Source organism: Chryseobacterium tructae (assembly GCF_030409875.1).
GTDB lineage: Bacteria > Bacteroidota > Bacteroidia > Flavobacteriales > Weeksellaceae > Chryseobacterium > Chryseobacterium tructae.
The window spans coordinates 4528442-4548843 of record NZ_JAUFQR010000001.1; the positions used below are offsets into that span (position 1 = coordinate 4528442).

At 34.8% G+C, this 20402-nt stretch carries 17 protein-coding genes; 6 read left to right on the forward strand and 11 right to left on the reverse strand.

Going from position 1 to position 20402, the window contains the following annotated elements:
- The first annotated feature begins 92 nt into the window (after positions 1-92).
- Together QWZ06_RS22540 and QWZ06_RS22545 are read left to right on the forward strand one after the other, a co-directional pair.
- The gene (locus QWZ06_RS22540; RefSeq protein ID WP_290301211.1) at positions 93-1979 is read left to right on the forward strand and encodes a GAF domain-containing protein; all 1887 of its coding nucleotides are present in this window, start codon (positions 93-95) and stop codon (positions 1977-1979) included.
- A 130-nt stretch (positions 1980-2109) separates the two neighbouring features.
- A complete protein-coding gene (locus QWZ06_RS22545; RefSeq protein WP_290301212.1) occupies positions 2110-2409 on the forward strand; it encodes a hypothetical protein in 300 nt (99 codons plus the stop codon).
- 87 nt (positions 2410-2496) lie between these two features.
- On the opposite strand, the gene QWZ06_RS28325 is transcribed toward QWZ06_RS22545, so the two are convergent.
- Together QWZ06_RS28325 and QWZ06_RS22550 are read right to left on the reverse strand one after the other, a co-directional pair.
- A complete protein-coding gene (locus tag QWZ06_RS28325) occupies positions 2497-2700 on the reverse strand; it encodes a Pycsar system effector family protein (RefSeq protein ID WP_494337508.1) in 204 nt (67 codons plus the stop codon).
- Positions 2670-3680, reverse strand: a complete 1011-nt coding sequence (locus tag QWZ06_RS22550) for a Pycsar system effector family protein (protein WP_494337509.1) — start codon at positions 3678-3680, stop codon at positions 2670-2672. Before QWZ06_RS22550 ends, QWZ06_RS28325 begins: the two co-directional genes overlap by 31 nt.
- Positions 3681-3706: 26 nt before the next feature.
- Here QWZ06_RS22550 and QWZ06_RS22555 point away from each other — a divergent pair, with 26 nt between their 5' ends.
- Together QWZ06_RS22555 and QWZ06_RS22560 are read left to right on the forward strand one after the other, a co-directional pair.
- Entirely contained in the window at positions 3707-7315 is a 3609-nt protein-coding gene (locus tag QWZ06_RS22555) for a metallophosphoesterase (RefSeq protein ID WP_290301213.1), read from the forward strand.
- Positions 7316-7717: 402 nt separating this feature from the next.
- The gene (locus tag QWZ06_RS22560) at positions 7718-8428 is read left to right on the forward strand and encodes a hypothetical protein (RefSeq protein WP_290301214.1); all 711 of its coding nucleotides are present in this window, start codon (positions 7718-7720) and stop codon (positions 8426-8428) included.
- Positions 8429-8519: 91 nt separating this feature from the next.
- On the opposite strand, the gene QWZ06_RS22565 is transcribed toward QWZ06_RS22560, so the two are convergent.
- The 5 genes from QWZ06_RS22565 to ruvX form a co-directional block, all read right to left on the reverse strand.
- Positions 8520-9395 carry a hypothetical protein gene (locus QWZ06_RS22565; RefSeq protein WP_290301215.1) on the reverse strand — a complete coding sequence of 292 codons (876 nt, stop codon included), beginning with the start codon at positions 9393-9395 and terminating at the stop codon, positions 8520-8522.
- A gap of 51 nt (positions 9396-9446) precedes the next feature.
- Positions 9447-10214: a nucleoside triphosphate pyrophosphohydrolase gene (gene mazG, locus QWZ06_RS22570; RefSeq protein WP_290301216.1), complete on the reverse strand. Its 768-nt coding sequence runs from the start codon at positions 10212-10214 to the stop codon at positions 9447-9449.
- 268 nt (positions 10215-10482) lie between these two features.
- On the reverse strand, positions 10483-11040 hold the full coding sequence (locus QWZ06_RS22575) for a DUF5606 family protein (RefSeq protein WP_290301217.1): 558 nt from the start codon (positions 11038-11040) through the stop codon (positions 10483-10485).
- Between the two features lie 76 nt (positions 11041-11116).
- Positions 11117-11689: a peptide deformylase gene (gene def / locus QWZ06_RS22580; RefSeq protein ID WP_160138887.1), complete on the reverse strand. Its 573-nt coding sequence runs from the start codon at positions 11687-11689 to the stop codon at positions 11117-11119.
- Positions 11686-12102: a Holliday junction resolvase RuvX gene (gene ruvX, locus QWZ06_RS22585; protein ID WP_290301218.1), complete on the reverse strand. Its 417-nt coding sequence runs from the start codon at positions 12100-12102 to the stop codon at positions 11686-11688. Before ruvX ends, def begins: the two co-directional genes overlap by 4 nt.
- A 115-nt stretch (positions 12103-12217) precedes the next feature.
- Between ruvX and QWZ06_RS22590 the strand changes: the two genes are divergently transcribed.
- Complete coding sequence (locus QWZ06_RS22590; protein WP_290301219.1) at positions 12218-12694, forward strand: SixA phosphatase family protein; 477 nt, start codon at positions 12218-12220, stop codon at positions 12692-12694.
- A 64-nt stretch (positions 12695-12758) separates the two neighbouring features.
- Complete coding sequence (locus QWZ06_RS22595; protein WP_290301220.1) at positions 12759-13568, forward strand: archaemetzincin; 810 nt, start codon at positions 12759-12761, stop codon at positions 13566-13568.
- 13 nt (positions 13569-13581) lie between these two features.
- Here QWZ06_RS22595 and QWZ06_RS22600 read toward each other — a convergent pair whose 3' ends face one another.
- The 4 genes from QWZ06_RS22600 to QWZ06_RS22615 all read right to left on the reverse strand — a co-directional run bounded on the left by QWZ06_RS22600 (position 13582) and on the right by QWZ06_RS22615 (position 20401).
- Complete coding sequence (locus QWZ06_RS22600) at positions 13582-14775, reverse strand: hypothetical protein (protein WP_290301221.1); 1194 nt, start codon at positions 14773-14775, stop codon at positions 13582-13584.
- Between the two features lie 125 nt (positions 14776-14900).
- Entirely contained in the window at positions 14901-16445 is a 1545-nt protein-coding gene (locus QWZ06_RS22605; RefSeq protein WP_290301222.1) for a serine hydrolase, read from the reverse strand.
- Between the two features lie 291 nt (positions 16446-16736).
- Positions 16737-17969: a DUF4374 domain-containing protein gene (locus tag QWZ06_RS22610; RefSeq protein ID WP_290301223.1), complete on the reverse strand. Its 1233-nt coding sequence runs from the start codon at positions 17967-17969 to the stop codon at positions 16737-16739.
- 23 nt (positions 17970-17992) lie between these two features.
- Positions 17993-20401, reverse strand: coding sequence for a TonB-dependent receptor (locus QWZ06_RS22615; protein WP_290301224.1), 2409 nt, complete (start codon positions 20399-20401; stop codon positions 17993-17995).
- Position 20402: the final 1 nt, after the last annotated feature.

Here is a 20402-nt window from a genome sequence, read left to right on the forward strand (position 1 = left end):
AAAACAATTTGGTCATAAAGAATGATTTTTACTAATCTAAAACATCTTTGGAACTAGTCTTTTTTTCATAACTTTACTTTAAATTTCAGCTCTTGGCCAATCTTTACAAAAAAGACTCTCCATTTCAGGTTTATATCTCGTTCAAAAAATATTTGGATGTACTGGAACATATCCGGTATAATGACCGTCTGGAATACAGGGTCAACTATGCTGAATCCCTGATCGAGAGAACGCTTAATTTTAAAGAACTGAAAGAAGGCTTTCAGGATATCAACATTCTGGAAAAAAATGAAGACCTCATCAGATCACTGCTCGCTGATCTTTTTCCTACAGGGCTTACTCGAAATGAAATAAAAGCAGCAAGTATTCCTCTTTCCAATATCACATTCAACTATACGGAGAGGTTTAAGGATATTCTTAAAGATGCAGGGAAAGATTTTGAAATTGAACTGAGAAACATTAGTGACAATGAATTTTACGTGTTTTGTTGCTGCCTGATCCTCCAGAGCTATTTTAAAAAAGACATCAAGAGCACCATCCCGTTCTATTATGATATCCCGAATAAAATGGGAATCATGAAGCACTATAAGATAACGGTAAATTCAGATTTTACGGAGATTTATCCTACGGAAGAGGCAAAAATTCCATCCGATGAAATCATGGATATGTTGTTGGAAAACCTGGATGATTTTAAGCTGTGGAAGAAATATTTCCCATCACAATCCTGGATATTGAAAGGTTTCACCATTATCTCACTGGTAGACTGTACCTCTGAAGTAGCCCTTTCTGATCTTAAATCAAGCATGATCGAAATTGATCCTGAAAATTTAAATCCGGATGAGAACCTGACAGAAATTTTTAAATCCTATTTTGACGTTCCTGAGCTCAGTTTTGGATTGATGACCTTTAATAAAAAGGAACAAAAGCTTGATAAACTTCCTATTTATGAAAGCTTGCTCACCAATCATATTCTGGATTTCTGGATCAATACATTTGACGAAGAAACCCGTAAGACTACTTTTAGCAATTTAAACCATAATTCAAAATCCATTGTAGTTTCCAATGTGGATAATCTGGATGAGAATGTGAGGCAGCTTCCGTCCTTCAATATTTTAAAGGATAATAATGTCAATAGTTTTATGGTCATTCCTATCATGAAAGACAATGAACTCCTTGCTATTATGGAGTTTACGTCTCCCATTGCGGGCAGTTTCAATGGTCTAAAGCTCAAAAAACTTGAATTTTTCACCGATATGATCCTGTTCTCTCTCAGCAGATTCTATTTTGAGAAAAATTACCAGATAGAAGCCATTATCCAGCGAGAATATACTTCCATTCATAATAGTGTGGTATGGAAATTCAGAAATGAAGCCGAGAAATACTTTACAGCATCTCTTGGTAAGAAAATATATACCTTAAAACAGATTTCATTTAAAAACCTTACCCCGTTATTTGGAGTTTCAGACATCCGTTCTTCTTCTGAAAAACGCTTTAACCTGATGCTTAATGACCTCAACCAACAAATTGAGTGGCTAAAGGATATTTTGGCTTTAACCAATTCCGATTCAGAAAAATTTATGCTAGCGCTGGATGTTTTTGAAAATGAACTGAACCATGAAATCAAAGCAGATACAGAACAGCGTTTTCAAAGGCTTTTGAGAGAAGAAGTACATCCTTTTCTTCAGGGAAAATTAGAGGTAAAAACTTCACATGAGGTAAAATCAAAGATTCAAAATTACTTTGCATTGGTATTGGCACAAACAGACCTGTTCTATAACCACCGAAAAGATCTGGATGATTCTATAACTTTAGTCAACAGAAAGCTGGCAGATATGTTGGATGAAAGCCAGATAAAGGCTCAACAGATCTTTCCTCATTATTATGAGAGATTTAAATCTGACGGCGTAGAACACAACCTGTATATTGGTCACAACATTGCTCCGGAGTTACATTATACTTCAAAAGTAGTGCATAATTGAGATACTGGCAGCTGAAGACCATTTGTAGAATGGAACTGGAGCTCCAGTCTTTTAAAAATAACCTTCCTATTCCGTTAGATATTGCTTCTCTGATCTTTGTTTATAATGAAAAATAGATATCCGTTTCAGAATGGATGAAAAACGCTTTGATGTAGATGGAGCTTACAATTCTTACTACGAGATCATTAAAAAACGTCTGGACAAAGCCCATATAAAAGATTCTTCTGAAAGAATTACTGCTCCCGGAAAGATTACCATTGTTTACTTTGGTATGGAGAACCAGAAAGAATATCTGGAATATGTGGCCAAACTTCAGAAGAAAGGGATTCTGGAGCATGATGTAGAGTTTCTTAAGGTAGAAGACCTTCAAGGAATCACAGGACTACTCGCATTGAGGGTTTCAATCAGTCAGGATTATTCCGTAAGATAAGGTCTGATACAATTTCTTTAAAAACTTTTTTAGAAATAATAATATTTTCTGCCCATATAATTGACCGAAAATTTCATTTATTTTTAATTATAGACTAAAGAAAGCAAATCCAAAAGATAGGACAGAAATAATAATTCCGGCCATGAAAATTTTATAGGTAATAGATAAAAGCTTATACTTTCTGTCTAGAACTTTCCCCAGATAATACAGATCTTTCACCATAGAATCATAAATATAATCCCTGTCTTTGATCAGATCTCTCATCGCATTATGATAGTCATCAAACAGCATTGTTGAAAATTTCCAAAAAACAGGAGATTTACCTTTCTATTGGTGATATCCTCAGATGTAAATGTTGTTTTAGTAACATTTGGTTTTGTAGACAAAATAGCAAACACAATGGTCAGCACACTAGATAACAACAGTATAAAGCTCGGAATAATAAGGTGAGAATTTTTGGGAGCATCTAATTTCGGAACCAATACAGAAAGACAAACTGAAATAATAACAGCATTGACTGATAAAAGAATATTAGCTTTACTGTCTGCAATATCGCTCAGCCTCGTATGATTATTAAGTGTTACCCTGAATAAGGTATCTACACTCCTATCTGACTTTTCTTTATCTTTTTTGTTGTCTGATTTATTATCTTTATTATCCGAACTCTCCTTCTTCTCATCTTCTTTTTCCAGCTTCTTTTCGATCTTCTTGATATTTTTCTTTTTTAAAGGTTCCCAGTTTTCTTTGGCATAATCCGTATAATAGGTATGTTTGTTCTTCAGCATATCCAAATTTCCGGCATTCCACTCTTCATTAGAAAAGCATCTTACATTCGTAAGCTCCCATTCCTTCCTTAGAGCATCAGAAATATCATTATAATCATGACCTGCAAAATGACTGAAATCAGCATCTTTTACAATTTTCTCTAATAAATTTTGAGGTACATAGGTAATTTTAGTGGCTAGGATCAGTTTTTCTACATCGGCAATATAGCTCTCCGGATAATTTTCCTGATGAAGAAAGTTTTTCATAATCTCCACTCCCCTCTCTTCATGGTTCATAGCGCACTCTATATATCCTGTATCATGAAACCATAGGGCCAAAAGTACTTTTTCCTGATCTTCTTCAGAAACAGGGGTATGCTTCATAATCTCCTCGGCCTTATTAACCGTATAGGCAGTATGAATAAAATTATGGTAAAAATATACTGAAGATAACTTATCTTTGAATAAGATTTCAACATAATTTTTAGCTTTGTCTAGAATGCTCATTCCTGAATTTTTGTTAATGTAAATTTATGAATTTATCCTTTAAAACTCATCTAAAAAATACTTCTATTGTTCTGAGAACAGTAATGTCCGCTGGAGTCATGTATTCCTGCGCAACATATAACGTACAAAAAGGCAAAAACTTATTCGAAGTAAAAGATTCCGAGATAAAATCTGAAAACGATTTTAAACTTTTCCTGATTGGAGATGCCGGAAATGCAGATGAACCACAGGCACAAAAAACATTAGACTTATTAAAAGGCAAGCTTGATTCTGCAGACAGCAACTCGATGCTGATCTTCCTTGGAGATAATATCTACCCCAATGGAATGCCGAAAGAATCAGACAAAGGCTATGCTTTAGCCAAACAAAAACTGGAAGACCAATTTTCCATCACTAAAAATTTTAAAGGAAAGACCCTTGTTATTCCAGGAAACCATGACTGGTATAGCGGATTAAGCGGGCTCAATGCTCAGGAATCATTCGTGAAAAAGTATTTTGACGATAAAAAAGCATTCCTGCCTAAAAACGGCTGTCCTATTGATGATATCAGTATTACCAAAGATATCAAACTGATCGCCATTGATACGGAATGGGTGATTACAAACTGGGATAACTACCCAGGAATCAATAAAAACTGTCACATCAAAACCCGTGAGGATTTTTATACAGAATTTAAAGATCTTATCATCAAAAATCAAGGAAAAAGAATCATCGTTGCCCTGCACCATCCCATCATCAGCAGTGGAACTCATGCAGGATTTCATTCTGCAAAATCTCATCTTTTTCCTCTTGGTAGTAAAATACCGATTCCAGGAGTTGCCAGTGCCATCAATATTCTCAGAAGTTCTTCAGGGATAAGCCCTGCCGATATCAATAATCAACATTATGCGGATCTTGCCAACAGCCTGAAAAGTATCGTTCAAGATAGAGATAATATCATTTTTGTTTCCGGCCATGATCACAACTTACAGTATCATGAAGAAGGAAATATGAGGCAGATCATTAGTGGCGCAGGGTCTAAAACCAATCCGTCTACTATCGTTGAAAAAACAGACTTTTCCTATGGAGGAAGTGGTTTTGCTGTTCTTAATATTAGAAAAGATCAGAGTTCTGATGTAGAGTTTTTTTCTACAAAAGATGCCAAACTTCAGAAACTGTCACAGATTTCTGTTATCTCCAAACCTGATGTATTTGTGAATAACTTTCCTAATACATTCCCAGCTACATTTTCTTCTACGATCTATCCGGTTCAGCTTACCCAAAAAAAAGGTTTCTACCGATGGCTTTGGGGTGAACATTACAGAAAATACTACGGAATGCCTATCGAAGCTCCTACAGCCAATCTTTCTGAATTGAATGGTGGCTATATCCCATTCAGGGAAGGAGGCGGAAATCAGTCTAATAGTCTAAGATTAAAAGCTAATGACGGACAGGAATTCGTGATGCGAGGAGTGAAAAAAAGTGCTGTCCGGTTTCTAAACAATATGGCCTTTACAAAAAGTACTTTGAAAGAAGAACTTACCAATACTTTTCCGGAAAAATTCCTTTTGGATTTTTATACGACCAATCATCCTTTCACACCGTTTACGATAGGAAATATGTCAGAAAAACTGAATATATTCCACAGCAATCCAAAGTTATATTATATTCCTAAACAACAGGCTTTAGGGAAATATAATCAAGATTATGGTGATGAAATGTATATGATTGAAGAGCGCTATTCTTCAGATCCAAAAACATTGGCTTATCTAGATCATGCAAAAGATATTGTTTCTACTGATGATGTTCTAAAAAACCTGACCAAAAACTACAAATATTCTGTAGACCGAACTTCTTACATCAGAGCAAGATTATTTGATATGTTGATTGGTGACTGGGACAGGCATTCGGATCAGTGGAAATGGGCAGAGTATGAAGAAGGTAATAAAATCATCTATAAACCTATTCCTAAGGATAGAGATCAGGCCTTTAGCAAATATGACGGTGCAGCATTTAAACTTATCATGAATGTTCCTGCCATCCGACACATGAAGACCTTTACAGAAGATATCAGCAGTGTAAAATGGTTGGCTATGGAGCCCTATCCTATGGATCTTGTCTTTTTAAAAGCTTCTACTCAGGAAGAGTGGGAAGCCCAGGCAAAATATATTCAGGAGCATTTGACCGATGCTGATATTGATGATGCATTTCATAATCTTCCAAAGGAAGTTCAGGACGATACCATTGAAGATATCCAAAGAAAACTGAAAATAAGAAAAACAAAACTACAGAGGTACGCCTCCGACTACTACAATGTTCTTCAGGAAAAAGTTCCTTTAGCCGGAACCGCTAACCCAGATAAATTTGTGATCACCAAAAACGGACATTCTGTTCTTGTACAACAATATAAATTAGGTAAAAACAAGGATAAAAATGAACTTGTTTTTGAAAAGAATTATGAAGATTCAAAAACTAAAGAATTGTGGATCTATGGATTGGAGGATGATGATATTTATGAGGTAGTAGGAACCGGGCGTCCTAGAATGAACATCAGACTAATTGGTGGTAATAACCATGATGTATACAATGTGACAGATGGAAGAAAAGTAAAAATCTATGACTTCGAATCTCAAAAGAATACTTATAATTCGGGGAATGCTACGAAAAATATTGCAGATGATTATGATATAAATACCTATAATTATAAGCATCCAAAGTATAATGCTTTTGCCGGATATCCTAACTTTGATTATAACCCTGATGATGGAGTGATTGTTGGTATTTTGGCTAATTATACCGTAAATAATTTCATCCGTGATCCTTTTACTCAAAAGCATAGTTTAAAAGCTAATTTTTATACTGCTACTGCTGGATTTAGTCTTATTTATAAAGGGATTTTCAAAAAAGCAATTTCTGGATGGGATTTTAATCTTGATGCAGCTTATACGACTCCAAGATTCTCTCAGAATTTCTTTGGTCTTTCCAATGAAAGCCCATATGATAAAGAAAATACAGAAAGGGAATACAACAGAGCAAGAATCTCCAAATTCAATGTGGCTCCTTCTATCTCGAAGAAAGGCTGGATGAATTTTAATCACCAGCTCCAGCTTACTTTTGAAGATAATAAAGTACAGAGAAAAGACGGTCGCTTTATCAATACTTCTCCAGATGTAAGACCTGAGGTCTTCAACAGCCAGCAGTTCTTAGGCGCCAATTATACATTCAGTTATAAAAATGCAGATAATGTAGCTTTTCCAACCCTAGGCATGGAACTGATGCTGAATGCTGACTGGAAAGCCACTTTTTCTAATTTCAATAAAAACTTCCTGACTTTAAAAGGAAAGCTTGCCATTGATCACAGAATCGATAAAAAAGGGGTTTTTGTATTTGCCAATGCCAGCAATGTTATGTGGATCAACAATGATAATTTTGAGTTCTACCAAGCTGCTACATTAGGGGGCAACAACGGATTGAGAGCATTCAGAAATGAGAGATTTTCCGGAAGATCATACTTTACCAACAACTCGGAGATTCGTTGGGATTTTGGAAGAATCAGAAATAATATTGCGCCTGCCAACTTAGGAATTCTGGTTGGATATGATATTGGCCGTGTATGGAATGATGGAGAATATTCTAGAAATGGCATCAATCAGTAGGTGCAGGAGTTTGGTTAAGCATTGTGGAAATGATGTCTGCAAGACTGAATTATTTCTATGGATCAGATGGCGGAAGAATCTCTGCCGGTGTAGGAATGAAATTCTAATACAACAAAAACATGTATTTAAAATCAAAAAGAATCTGCCAAATTGTGTTGATTCTTTTTTTTACCTTTTCCTCAATTTGTATTAATAGTAAAAATAAATAAAATTTAATATTTTACACTTTAATTTACAGATTTTCAACAATAAAGCAAATATGAACTTTAATAACAATTCATATTTCAGGCATCATACCCTTGAACTACCCATAGATCAATATGCTTACCAACTGCTAAAAAGGATGAATAATTCAAAAAAATTATATTTGTTCAAAATTATTCATTAAAAAAACACTTCGGAATGATAAAAAAGCTATTATACATGGCATTATTTGCTATGTCCATAATTTCAAATGCACAAGTAGGGATACATACTCCCACACCACAAAATACTTTACATGTTAATGGTTCTCTTCAGGTTGTAAAAGATCTGAATGTAGGAGGAAACGCAAATACAAAAGGAAATTCAGGAAATAGAGGTGAGTTTCTGATGTCAAACGGTATAGACAATCCTCCGGTATGGAGAACTATAGAATCTGAAAACTTTCTGAAAGTTGTTTTCGTTGGAAATAAAACAACCATCAGCCCTAGCAGTGGGAGTTATAAAGGAAGTCATACGGCTCCTGTGAGTACTCATGAAAATTATTCACAGACGTATGTTTATAATATCAGTAATAAAATTGATAATGCTTACCTTACCTATAATACCAGTACCGGTCTTTTTACGGTAGTAAAACAGGGATATTACAATATTGTACCGTATGTGACTTATGATCTTAATTTAAACGGAAACGGATATACTGCAGGAACGGCCAATTCCTACATCCAGAAAGTATCACGTTCTACTGTAACCCTTTCAGCAATATCTACAGGACATGGGGAACGCACTACAGGACTAAATCATAACCTTTCATCTATTACCTTTTTAATGCGGGAGAAACATTCAGAATACGCTGTCGTTATACTCAGGATTTCAGACTATCAAGCGGAAATATTCATATCTCCTATCTGACACCATAACTTCATTCTACTTATATTTATTTATGGAGAATCCACAGCAAAATGCTGTGGATTCTTATAATATATATTGTCAATAGAAAATTTTATTGAAATGAAAATTGATATACATTTCCACTCTCGTCTTTTCCTTTTTCATCTGCAATGATTAATGTTTTATCATCAGCAAAGACGATAGCTTCTTTCTGAGAATTATGGTTTAAAGGAATCTTATTAATTTTCGCTGCATTGAAATCATCAGCATTAAACCCTGTAAGAACATGAACGTTCTTGTGAGTAAGCAGTACAATCTTATCTTTTGTGCTGTTAATTGTTGCAGAAGTAATAGCAGCATCGTTATATCCTCCCTGAAGCCTCAATCTACCAATCAATTTAGCTTCAAAATCTCCTTCTTTATTAGGAACCTTAAACACAAGGAAAGTCCCGTCAAATCCTTTGCTTCTGTTTTTCGTGAAAAGATAGAAGTTACCATCCATTTCTACAAATGCCTCACAATCATATAATAAATTTGACTTTTTGGGCGGGAATTGTGTTTGTCCCTCATAATGAAATTTAGTGGTCTGAACGACTTTTGTAGTGGTTTGAGTAATATCCTTCAAATCAGTTTTTAAAATAGCCAGATCCTTTCTGTCATTATCATTATTTCCAAAATCCCCTATATAAACATTTCCCTGGGCATCAGAAATAATATCTTCCCAGTCGGTATTCTCGGTATTTTCAACAGGAACTTTAGCCATCATCTGACCCTTGTCATTAAGACCATATACAGCGTTTTTATTTCCCCTGTCTTCTATTACCCAAATGGTTTTCTTATCCTTAGATAAAGTAATTCCGGAGACTTCTTTTAATTTTTTTGGAAGTGCAAATTGTATTTTTAATTCATTGTCCTTGGCAGGAGAATTCTGAGCCTTTGGATTACAACTCAACAAAAAGAAAGCGGGTAACATAAGAAAACGTAGCATATTTTTATTTTTTAACTGAACATACATAGCATTAATTGTTCCAATCGAAGCTTAAGATAATCGTTTGGCTTTTTCCCAAAGGACATCCATTTCTTCCAAAGACATATCCGCAAGCTTCAGATCTTGTTCCTCAGCAAGAACTTCCATCTTTTGGAATCTGGAAATAAACTTCAAATTGGTTCTTTCCAATGCAGAATCCGGATTGAGTCCTGAAATTCTCGCATAATTAATCAAAGAAAAAAATACATCGCCTAATTCCAGTTCCTTCTTATCCAAATCTGTTTCTGCATGAAACTCCTGAATCTCCTCATCTACCTTTTTCCAGGCATCTTCAGCATCATGGAATTCAAAACCAATTCCTTTTACCTTATCCTGAATTCTATAAGCTTTCACCAAACTTGGAAGGCTTTTCGGAACACCCCCCAGAATAGATTTGTTCCCTTCTTTGAGTTTTAATTTTTCCCAATTCTGTTTTACCTCTTCCTCATCCTTCACTTCAGTATCTCCATAAATGTGAGGATGGCGGAAAATCAATTTTTCATTAAGGGAATTAATCACATCTGCGATATCAAAACTTTCTTTTTCTGAACCTATTTTAGAATAAAAAACCAGGTGAAGCAATACATCGCCCAATTCTTTTTTAATCTCCTGCAAATCTTCCTGTAAAATAGCATCAGAAAGCTCATATGTCTCTTCAAGGGTAAGATGACGAAGAGATTGCAGCGTCTGCTTTTGATCCCATGGGCATTTCTCACGCAGATCATCCATAATATCCAATAATCTCCCGAAAGCTTCTAATTTTTCCTGTTTTGTATTCATAAGTAATTGAAAATTCAATCTTATACAAATGTAAGGGTTATTCGGTCACCATTACAAACGTTAAGAGTGAAAGTTGCTGGGTTCGAGGTTTATGATTCGGGATACAAGGTTATCGATAACGTGGTAGAGTATTTGTTTTAAATCTAACGGGTTTCAGAAACCTGTTAGATTTTGGGATATGAACTATCTATTATCTGCTATCTGAAATACAAAAAGCCTTGTCAGGAAAATTCCTGACAAGGCTTAGTATTGTTAATTCAGTTCTGAATTATCCTTGTTTTCTGTGTGTACTTTTCGGAGCTGATTTTGCTGCTGAAGTAGCTTTCACTTTTGGAGCTGCCGGCTTTTCTGCCTTTGGAGCTGCTTTTTTAGCATCAATATCTAAGCTTACTTCTTCTGCAGGCTCACCATCTAAAGTTTCAGGTTCAGCCTTTACGAAGCTTTCTGGAGTGATATATCCCGCTTTATGAAGAATATTATACCACTGAGCCAATTTCTTGATATCAGAAGCATATACTCTTTCAGTATCATAGTTAGGAAGAGAAGTTAACATGAAATCTTTCAAATCTGCATCTGAAGATTTGTGAGAAATTGTCTCTTTGTAATCGTTATTTTTAGCTACATTTTCAAAAACTTCAAACAAAGGAACTTCTTTATCAAATGTAAACATTGCGATATTATCTAATAAGCTTACTTGGCTAGAGTTTCCAATGCTTACTTTTTTCTTGTTGGTAACATCTTCAATGATGAATCCGTTTCTTAATTGAGAAACTAATTTGTAAAGTCCTGGTTTTCCAGAAATTGAAATTATTTTTTCTAACAGCATAATTTTATTTTTTGTAAATTCTGCAATCAGCGTTAAGCTTTTTGCTTTTTATTATTTCTTTTAATCCTTGTTTAAATTATTTTGGAAATCTCATTTTGTAACCGATGCTTACATCCCCTTGAGAGATCTTTGACAGTTTTCCTTTTACCAGTTTCTTTTTCAAAGCACTTAGGTGATCGGTAAACAAAACCCCTTCAATGTGGTCATATTCATGCTGAATTACGCGGGCTCTAATATCGGAAAAAGTTTCTGTATGTTTTACAAAATTTTCGTCATAATATTCAATAACGATTGTTCCCTTTCTTTTCACGTCTTCTCTTACATCCGGAATAGACAGACAGCCTTCATTGAACTTCCATTCTTCACCAGATTCTTCAAGAATTCTGGCATTAATGAATACCTTTTTGAATTCTGCCAACTCATCCTTAATATCCTCATAATCCTCATCTTCCGCAAGAGGAGTAACGTCTATTACAAACAGACGGATATCCAAACCGATCTGAGGCGCTGCAAGACCAATTCCGTTTGCGCTGTACATCGTTTCGAACATATTATCTATCAGTTCCTGTAATCCGGGGTAATCTTTTTCTATATCTTTTCCCACTTTTCTCAAAACAGGATCCCCAAAAGCTCTTATCGGTAGTATCATCTTAATCTTTGTTCTAAAAAATTCTGCAATATGATGGTTGCACTTACTTTATCTATTAATCCTTTTTCCTGTCTTTTCTTCTTACTTTTCCCGCTTTGAGAAATAAAGAATGAAGCCATTTTGGAAGTAAACCTTTCATCAAAACGGTGAACAGCAATATCCGAAAATTCTTTTTGAAATTCTTCAATGAATTTTAAAATATCAGTTTCCACTTCTGAAACATTTCCTTTCAAATCTATGGGAAGTCCAATGACTACTTCATCTACCTTATTTTCATTGAAATATTTTTTCAAAAATTCCATTAAATTTCGGTTCTCTACAGTCTCTAACCCACTGGCTATAATCTGCATATCATCCGTTGCAGCAATGCCACAACGAGCTTTTCCATAGTCAATTGCAAGGATTTGTCCCATAAGTCTGCAAATTTAGTAAAATTTACTGATTTTATTCATAACGCAGTTTTTTTATATAAATCATGTTTCATTCCATATTTTTTTTTTTAATTTTAATCTTCCAAAAAACAGATATATGAAGAGACTCATCCTCGTAAGACATGCGAAAAGCGACTGGCCGGAAGAAACTGAAGACTTTGACAGACCTTTGGCAGACAAAGGCCAGGTGGATGCTATGAACATGTCCAGATTCCTGAAAAACAATAATATTTCTATCGATTATTTTGTATCCAGCCCGGCAGTCCGTGCTTTAAATACGTGTAATATTTTCAATCAAACGTATCAGCTAAGTTGTTCTACGAATGAAAAGTTATATAATCCTTCGGAAAGAAATTTTGAATCTGTAATTTATGATCTGGATGATACAATAAGCTCAGTGGCTCTTTTCTCTCATAACAATGGAATTTCCAATTTTGCGAATTCCATTTCTGAAAATATTTTTCATTTTCCGACCTGTGGAGTTGCCGGTTTTGAAGTAGACTGTGAATCCTGGTCTGAATTTGACGGAGCCCAAAAGAAACTATTGTTCTTTTATGAGCCCGGGAAAATATAACTTCAACTATACAGTTTTATATGCAACACTCTTTATTTTCTTTTTTTCATGTCAGAAAAAGAAGATGCCCTATTTTGAAGCAATTGCTTTTAATGATGTAAAGCTTTCTACCACTCCTCAACCCGGAAGCTGGAGGTATAATCATGATGAAAAATTTCAGAAATTTGAAGATTTCCAAAAATCAAAAAAGATAAAGCCGGAACCTGAAAAAAACACCATTTATCTGCAGCCTATCGGAGACTTTGATGAATTACAGAAAAAAGAGATTGAACTCACTAGAGAATATTTAAAGATATATTTTCAGCTGGATACGAAAATACTCCCTGTACTATCAAATACTATTTTCCCAAAAACTGTAAGAAGAATCTTTAAGGACGGACAAGAGCAAATATTAGCGGGATATGTATTAGACAGTGTTTTAATCAAAAGAAAGCCAAAAGATGCAGCGGTACTGATGGGAATCACAGAAAGAGATCTTTTCCCAAAGCCTGAATGGAATTATGTTTTTGGATTTGCATCTTATGAAAATGGAGTGGGTGTCACTTCAATCTATCGATTTGCCAACGGGCATCTTACAGATTCTAATTTTAATAAGAGTCTTACCAGATTGATGAAGATCAGCTCTCACGAAATCGGGCATATGTTTGGGATCAGCCATTGTCTGAATGCCAATTGTGTGATGAACGGAACCAATACCCTTACCGAAACAGATTTTCATTATGCCAGAGCATGCTCACTCTGCCAGCGAAAACTCAACTCCAGTATTCATTATGACAATAAGAAAAGGCTTCTTGAATTAAAAAGTTTCTTTGAAAAATATCATCTCAATTCAGAACTTGCCAAAGTTGAACTGGATCTTGATCTATTGCCATAAACTCTATTCTCTGCTATTTTTTATGAGCCACTTCCTTTAAATATCTATCATAGTTCATATAAGGTTCATTGATCCGTTTATTGGGCTTTAAATAAAGTACTCCGTCTCTATTATCTAATATTACATTAAACTGGCTGAGAATTTGATTTCCAAATAAAGTTGGCCTGCCTGTAGGTTTTAAAGGGTCTGCAGCATTCGTTACAATATCTTTAAATTCTCTTCCTCCAATAAAGGCATTCAACCGAACCAGCTTTCTCTCATTCACCATTTGCAGTTCTTTCAGCTGTTTCCAGTTTTCTCCCTGACTTGTAAAATCATCTCCAATAAGCATTGTTCCCTCCCGCCCTGTATCAAAAAGAAACCAAAAAGAATATTTTTTATCATGCTGAGTAAAATCAACTTTGAATTTTGGACGGTTCTGTTCATAGAATATTGGCTGTTTTTGAAACGTCTTGGTGTTAGATGGTAGTTTATCATGAATAACCATTACTTTTTTGTCATAATCAATCTCAATAATTTTATCCCTGAAAAAGCCATTCCCTACAATTAAATCTTCATCAGGCTTCATATTTCCAACTTCTGTAAGAGGAACTTCTTTCCAGATGGCATTACCTATTTGTAAGATATTTCCCAAACTCTTACGTACTTCATTTACTCCCTGCGTGTTACTTACTGTTGTTTTATCAGTAAAAGCCACTTTTAGTTTTTCTGACGATAGCTTATTAATACAAGAGGTTCCGGCTCCAAGATCAAACTGTATGTTCACCTCTTCTTTCTCATTCAAAAATCCTTTAAAATAAATTCGAGATCCTGTTATTGTAAAAGGAATTTCCAGAGGATAAGTATTTTTTTTATTCTGTTTGAGTGAAATAAAAGATGGATCTTCTTTCGCCATGATGCGAACTAAGCAACTGTCTTTATTATTAAGGAGAACTATTAAATCATAGCTTTTACCATATTCAGTATTAAAGCTTAGTTTTCCTTGGTCTGTAACCAGCTCAACCTTACTTTTTTTATAAGGCAGATTAGTGTAATAAATATCAGGTTTTACTCTGGGATCTAGTTTCCAATTCATTTTAACATTTGCACCATCATAAATAACAGCATTATCACTTGTTGCTTTAATAACAGGAATTTGTTTTTGCGCAAAAACTCCTGTTGAGATAAAAAGAAGGATAAAAATAATTGCAAAAAGCTTATTTTTCATAATGACAATAATTAAATTCAGCTCCAATATAAAACACTCATTTACAAAACAATAAATCCATATTTATTTACATTTAAAGATATAAATAAATATGGATTTATTAAATTTCCTCTTAAAAGAATAGTCTATTTTCTCTTCAGATCCAGATCATCAAAGTCAAAACTGAAATCTGTAACATCTGAAATTGGTTTCAATTTTGCTGACTGAGCTTTTCCATTTTCATCGTAATCGAATAGGATATAAGCATCAGCATCATAGCTTCTGTCATCCCATTTAATGATGAATGAATTGTTGGAATATGGTAATAATTCTCCTTTTAATCTTGGGGAATTTTTACATGAAATTCTGTAAGTACCTCCTTGTTGAGCAATGTCTACATCACCGAACCAAACATCATTATAAGTTCCTGTAAACTGTTCCGCTTTTGGCTGAAGTACTTTTTCCTTTTTAAAGGCTTCTGATTTCGCGAATGCTTCTTTCTTTTGTTTATCATACTCTGCATTCGCTTTTGCCATTCTCTCTCCATACGTTTTCAACCAGTTTCTGTCTGCCACTCCAAGGTAAGAGTCTTTCACTGTATTGGTAATTGTATTGAATGCTGCTCCAGACTGCTGATTTGTAAGTACTACGATTCCTAATTTAAGATCCGGAATTAACGTAAATTGGGTTACTGTTCCAATTAATCCTCCTGTATGTTGTACTTGTTTATGCCCTTTTACATCACTTAGGAACCAACCTAAACCATATCCGTAGAAACTGGTATCATAAGGATTTTTAGCAGCTACTCTCTCCGGGATCTGCAGGCTCCAAAGTTGTTGTGCATTTTTATCGGAAACTAATTTCTTACCTTCTTTGGTGGTGAAATTGTTTAATAAACATTCTGCCCAAGTGGTCATATCTTTAATATTACTCATGATTCCTCCGGCAGCATTAGCCGTTTCGTTCCAATCGTGAGGAACAGCAATAGCTTTTCCATCTACAGGAGCATGAGCATCAATTTTATTGGTTGTAGCTTTTGCTCTGTTGTAGCTTCCAAAGCTGGAAGTCATCCCCACAGGCTTCATGATTCTCTGTTCAATAAATTCGGCCCAGCTTAATCCAGAAACTCTGTGAATAACTTCACCTGCAACAATGAACATGATATTATTATAATCTAAAGTTGTTCTGAAAGGATTTTCAGGCTTCAGGTATCTTACGTTGTGAACAATATCATTAACGGTTAAGCTTCCTCCTTCCGGAAAAAACATCAGATCTCCCTGCCCTAATCCTAATCCTGCTCTGTGCGTAATCAAATCTTTGATGGTTACATTTTGAGAAACATATGGATCATACATTTGGAATTCTGGAATGTATTTTGAAACATTATCATTCCAGTTCAATTTTCCTTCATCTGCCAAAATCGCTAATGCCACACAAGTGAACCCTTTAGAGTTGGAAGCAATTCCAACCAAGGTATTATCATCCATTGGTTGTTTGGAGGTAAGAGAACGTACTCCAAATCCTTTGGAATAGATCATTTTTCCATCTTTTACAATACCTACTGACATTCCGGGAACATCAAAGGTTTTCAGCGTATTTTGGATCAGATCATCCAGTTTTTTTTCTTCAACCTGTGCATTTGCCAATCCTACGGTTAAGAGAAAAATGAAAAAAGAAAATTTCTGCTTCATTATTTTTTTAATTTTCCCAAATTTAGTAAATAACCTGAGTCCGGAATAAGAAAATTATGATTTATATGGTTGGAAGCCAGAAGATGGATGCCGAAAGTACTCTTAGGTTATAAATAAAAGGAAGTTATTAGAAACCCAACTTGTAATGCAAGCTGAGTTTTAATAATCATGTCTACGATAATTTCCTGCCTCCATCTTCCCATTTCCTTACTTATCCCCACAAAAAACCGGAAGAAAATTCTCCCGGCTCTCGATAAATCAAATGATCTTAATGTACTAACAAAAAAGAAATTATTTTTTAGAAATGATGTTTACTCCCATTAATCTTCCACTTCCTTTCAGTTTAAACTCAACTTTTGTGTTTTTAGAAACAGGATCGTAAGAACTTAAGCCTGAGAAGTTATCAGCCTTATTATTAGACATAAAATAGATTCTATTTTTATACAAGAATGGGTTTTGATAGTTGTAGAAATTATCCACCGGAATATCAAGTTTTACAGCTTTCTTGGTTTGAACATCAATCTCATTCCAGAACCAGATATCATTTCTATAGCTTACCCCATGTCCACCTGCATAATAAGATGCACCTGTAGAAGGAATGGTTGTATAAATTTTATTATTATAAGCAAAGATTCTGTTAAATTCTGCTGGATGCACATAATTTTTCATATCAATTTCAAAGGTAGAATCAAAGACCGTTTGCCCATTCTTTATTCTAAGAATCTTTGATGAGTAAGCGGATTCCTGAGCTTTCATATCTGATGTGGCTACCATATAGATATCTTTGGTTACCTCATCAATACTCCATAGAACATGGTCAGTGAAAAGCCCCAAGTTTGTAGCATTTGGATATTTTGTAATATTTTCCACTTTTTTTGAAGTCAGGTTATAGACTGCAACTGCTACTTCTTTTACAACAGGTTTGATCTGCCAGTTTGATCCTTTTTTACCAATCTGTAAATCAAGGTATAGTTTATCATCTCTTTTTATAAGAATTAATTGTCCGGCTGCCTGATAAGCTGTTTCTCCCGGTTCAAGCACTGCAGGGTCAATAGTCTGAGCTAATGAAGAAAGGTCAATTTCTCCTGTACGCTGCATGGTACCAGGATTAAAGGTCTGAATTTTAAGCATTCCTCTTGAACCATCCCAATAATATCCTTCGCTATCACTTACCACTAAATAATTAGGTTCAAATCCATTATTTTGGGTAGCAATAAACCCTTTTGAACTAATATTCCCGGTATTATCGGCAGTCAATTTAGAGAAACCTTCTTCTGAAGACGCTGCTCCACCCAATCTGTAAATATTTTCTCCAAACGCTTTCCCTCCTGCTGAATAAGCAATTTGATAGAAAGGTTTTTTATCGGCTAATGAAAGTTCTCCCTGAGGCAGTTCTGAGAATGAATAGATATTTCCTCCCCATCCGGATGTACTGTTATAAATGATCCAGCTGTCTTTAGCTTCTGTTGTTGGTTGTTTCTGTTCTTCAATAGTGTCATCATTACTACTACAATGAGTAAACAACAATAAACTTAACGCTGATAAAATTATCGAAAACGGTTTTTGATTTTTCTCATGATTATAATATTAAAAAAAATTGTATAAGTTAGTTTCAAATGATAAGATCTTGTAGGTTTCTGTGCATTATAATTATCATAAAGTCTTTCATTCAGAAGATTATTAACACTAAAATTAATGGCCAGTTTAGGATCTGCCAGGAAATAGGTAATTCCTACGCCTGCATCTACCATTCCTGTTCTTCCATCATTTGGAACCAGAAGATTACTGGAAGCTATATTTGCTTTAGAAAACAATCCTGGTTCAAGATTTTTCGGTACCGGATACAGCATAAAACGATGAACGTAATTGATGTTATAATACAGTTCCACTTTATCTTTCATTTTGAAAATGTCTGAAAAATTCACTCTCAGATAGTGATTCCCGAATAAGTAAGGAATATTGGGTTGTCTGGCATCTTCCCAAATACTTTCATTACCGGAAAGATTTTTAAGCCTTATATCCTGATAAGTAAAATTGAATCCTGTTTGAATATTTTTGATTGGCTGATAATTGATTTCATATTCCAATCCAAGAATTCTGTTGTCATAATAATTCTGATACCTTCCATAAGGGTTATCCGGAATCATGAATATGGTGTTTTTCACATTCCTGTAGAAAAGGTTTAAACTTGTATTCAATTTATAATTCGAAGAAGTATAATCCAACACTACATTTACATTATCACTTTTCTCAGGTTCCAGATCGAGATTTTCTTTAATGAGAACTCCATCTCCGAAAATTTCAGTTTCATCAGGAAGACGAACGGCTTTTTCGTAGGATAATTTCAGGATAAAGTTCTTTGGCTTATAGCTTATTCCCGCCATATATCCGGATGCTTGTTTGCTCTTATCAGAATCCCAGCTGAAATTATATTTATCCGTAGTATATCCTTTCGAACTGAAGAAATAATTCTTTACTCCAAGCACTGTTTCCACTTTACGGTCAAGCCAATGAGATACTAATCCTAAAGCAGCAATATTCTTGTTGTAGATAGCTGGAGTCTTAAGGACATCGTCTCCATATACATTGACAGCTCCATAAGGGTCACTTCCTTTTCTTCTCTGGTAGAAATAGACATTTCCAAATTCCAGGCTGTGATTATTATTGATACGGAATGCGGCATTTAGCCTTGTGTGAAGCATATTATAATTCATCTTCAGATCATTCCCTTTATTGATTTCTCCAACACTATTTTCATTACTGAAAGTGTATTCTCCCAACCAATTATATCTTCTTTTGCTGATATCCACAAAAGAATTGTTATATCTGGCAAAAGCAGCCATTAAGTCTATTTTAAGACGATTATCAAAGAACATTTTTTTATACTGAAGATAACCGGTCACATTCTTTTCCTTTGCAAAGGCTTCTCCGTAAGGTTTTCTCATCTCAAGATCATTCTGGATCTCTTTATAAAATTGAGAATAGATGAACCCTACTCTAAAATCATTGGCCCAGCTTTTATTTCTTACCCCAGAATACAGTTCCATATAAGAAGCTTCGGTATCATCATGAAACCTCCTGGCTTCGACTTTTTTAAGATTGGCTGTTTCAGGATCTATAACATCTCCGAGAATTTTATAGTTGTTCTTGGAAAACACATAGCTAGCCTGTGTTCCTATATAAAATAAGCTGTCTTTTTTTCCTGTAAATACTCCATTAATATGAGACTTGTAAGTACTAAACGACCCAATCTCATTTGAAATTTCAAGGTTATCTTTCTGTATCGGTTTCGAGATAAAATTAATCCCGCCCCCTAAAGCATCCGATGCCAAAGCAATCGGCATTACTCCTTTGTATACATCTACCCTATCCAGCATATTGGGTGATAAAACATTAGGATTAAAGCTATGTCCGTAAAATTCAATGGGAACTCCATCCCTGAAAATTCTCACAGCCTTTCCCTGAAGACCTCCAAGATTGACCTGAAATCCAGACCCAACGCCTCCTTCTGTACGAATCTTAACTCCGGTGGCCATATTGAGTATTTCTCCAATGTTATTTGCCTGACTTTTTACGGCCTGCATATCCACAATTTTGACGCTCAATGGAGTTTCCTTCAATTTTTCCAGTTTCCTTTTGCCTCTGATATAAACTTCATCAATGTTGTTTGCATTTGAAATCTCTATTTCATATTTCTGGCTCGACTGGCAATTGATACTTATCGTATCATTATAAATAAGTTTATTTTGATAAAATACAGATACTTTTACAGAACCATCTGGTATCTCAGCAAAATCTACAGTTCCCTGTTTTGAAATCTTTTTCTTTTCACCGTTAATGATCACGTACATATCATCGTGATGATAGTTTTTAATGTTCTTAACCACTAAAGTAATTGGGCAAGCAGCCAATGCCAAGGAAGAAAATACAGAGATCAGAAAAAATATACGTTTCATG

Bases quoted from the DNA above. Each gene is read 5' to 3' on its own strand.
- QWZ06_RS28325 (WP_494337508.1), bottom strand. From the start codon at position 2,700: ATGCTGTTTGATGACTATCATAATGCGATGAGAGATCTGATCAAAGAC.
- QWZ06_RS22575 (WP_290301217.1), bottom strand. From the start codon at position 11,040: ATGCTGTTAGAAAAAATAATTTCAATTTCTGGAAAACCAGGACTTTAC.
- ruvX (WP_290301218.1), bottom strand. From the start codon at position 12,102: ATGGGACAAATCCTTGCAATTGACTATGGAAAAGCTCGTTGTGGCATT.
- QWZ06_RS22595 (WP_290301220.1), top strand. From the start codon at position 12,759: ATGCCCTATTTTGAAGCAATTGCTTTTAATGATGTAAAGCTTTCTACC.
- QWZ06_RS22605 (WP_290301222.1), bottom strand. From the start codon at position 16,445: ATGAAGCAGAAATTTTCTTTTTTCATTTTTCTCTTAACCGTAGGATTG.
- QWZ06_RS22615 (WP_290301224.1), bottom strand. From the start codon at position 20,401: ATGAAACGTATATTTTTTCTGATCTCTGTATTTTCTTCCTTGGCATTG.
- def (WP_160138887.1), bottom strand. From the start codon at position 11,689: ATGATACTACCGATAAGAGCTTTTGGGGATCCTGTTTTGAGAAAAGTG.
- QWZ06_RS22560 (WP_290301214.1), top strand. From the start codon at position 7,718: ATGATAAAAAAGCTATTATACATGGCATTATTTGCTATGTCCATAATT.
- QWZ06_RS22590 (WP_290301219.1), top strand. From the start codon at position 12,218: ATGAAGAGACTCATCCTCGTAAGACATGCGAAAAGCGACTGGCCGGAA.
- QWZ06_RS22600 (WP_290301221.1), bottom strand. From the start codon at position 14,775: ATGAAAAATAAGCTTTTTGCAATTATTTTTATCCTTCTTTTTATCTCA.
- QWZ06_RS22550 (WP_494337509.1), bottom strand. From the start codon at position 3,680: ATGAGCATTCTAGACAAAGCTAAAAATTATGTTGAAATCTTATTCAAA.
- QWZ06_RS22545 (WP_290301212.1), top strand. From the start codon at position 2,110: ATGGATGAAAAACGCTTTGATGTAGATGGAGCTTACAATTCTTACTAC.
- QWZ06_RS22565 (WP_290301215.1), bottom strand. From the start codon at position 9,395: ATGCTACGTTTTCTTATGTTACCCGCTTTCTTTTTGTTGAGTTGTAAT.
- mazG (WP_290301216.1), bottom strand. From the start codon at position 10,214: ATGAATACAAAACAGGAAAAATTAGAAGCTTTCGGGAGATTATTGGAT.
- QWZ06_RS22555 (WP_290301213.1), top strand. From the start codon at position 3,707: ATGAATTTATCCTTTAAAACTCATCTAAAAAATACTTCTATTGTTCTG.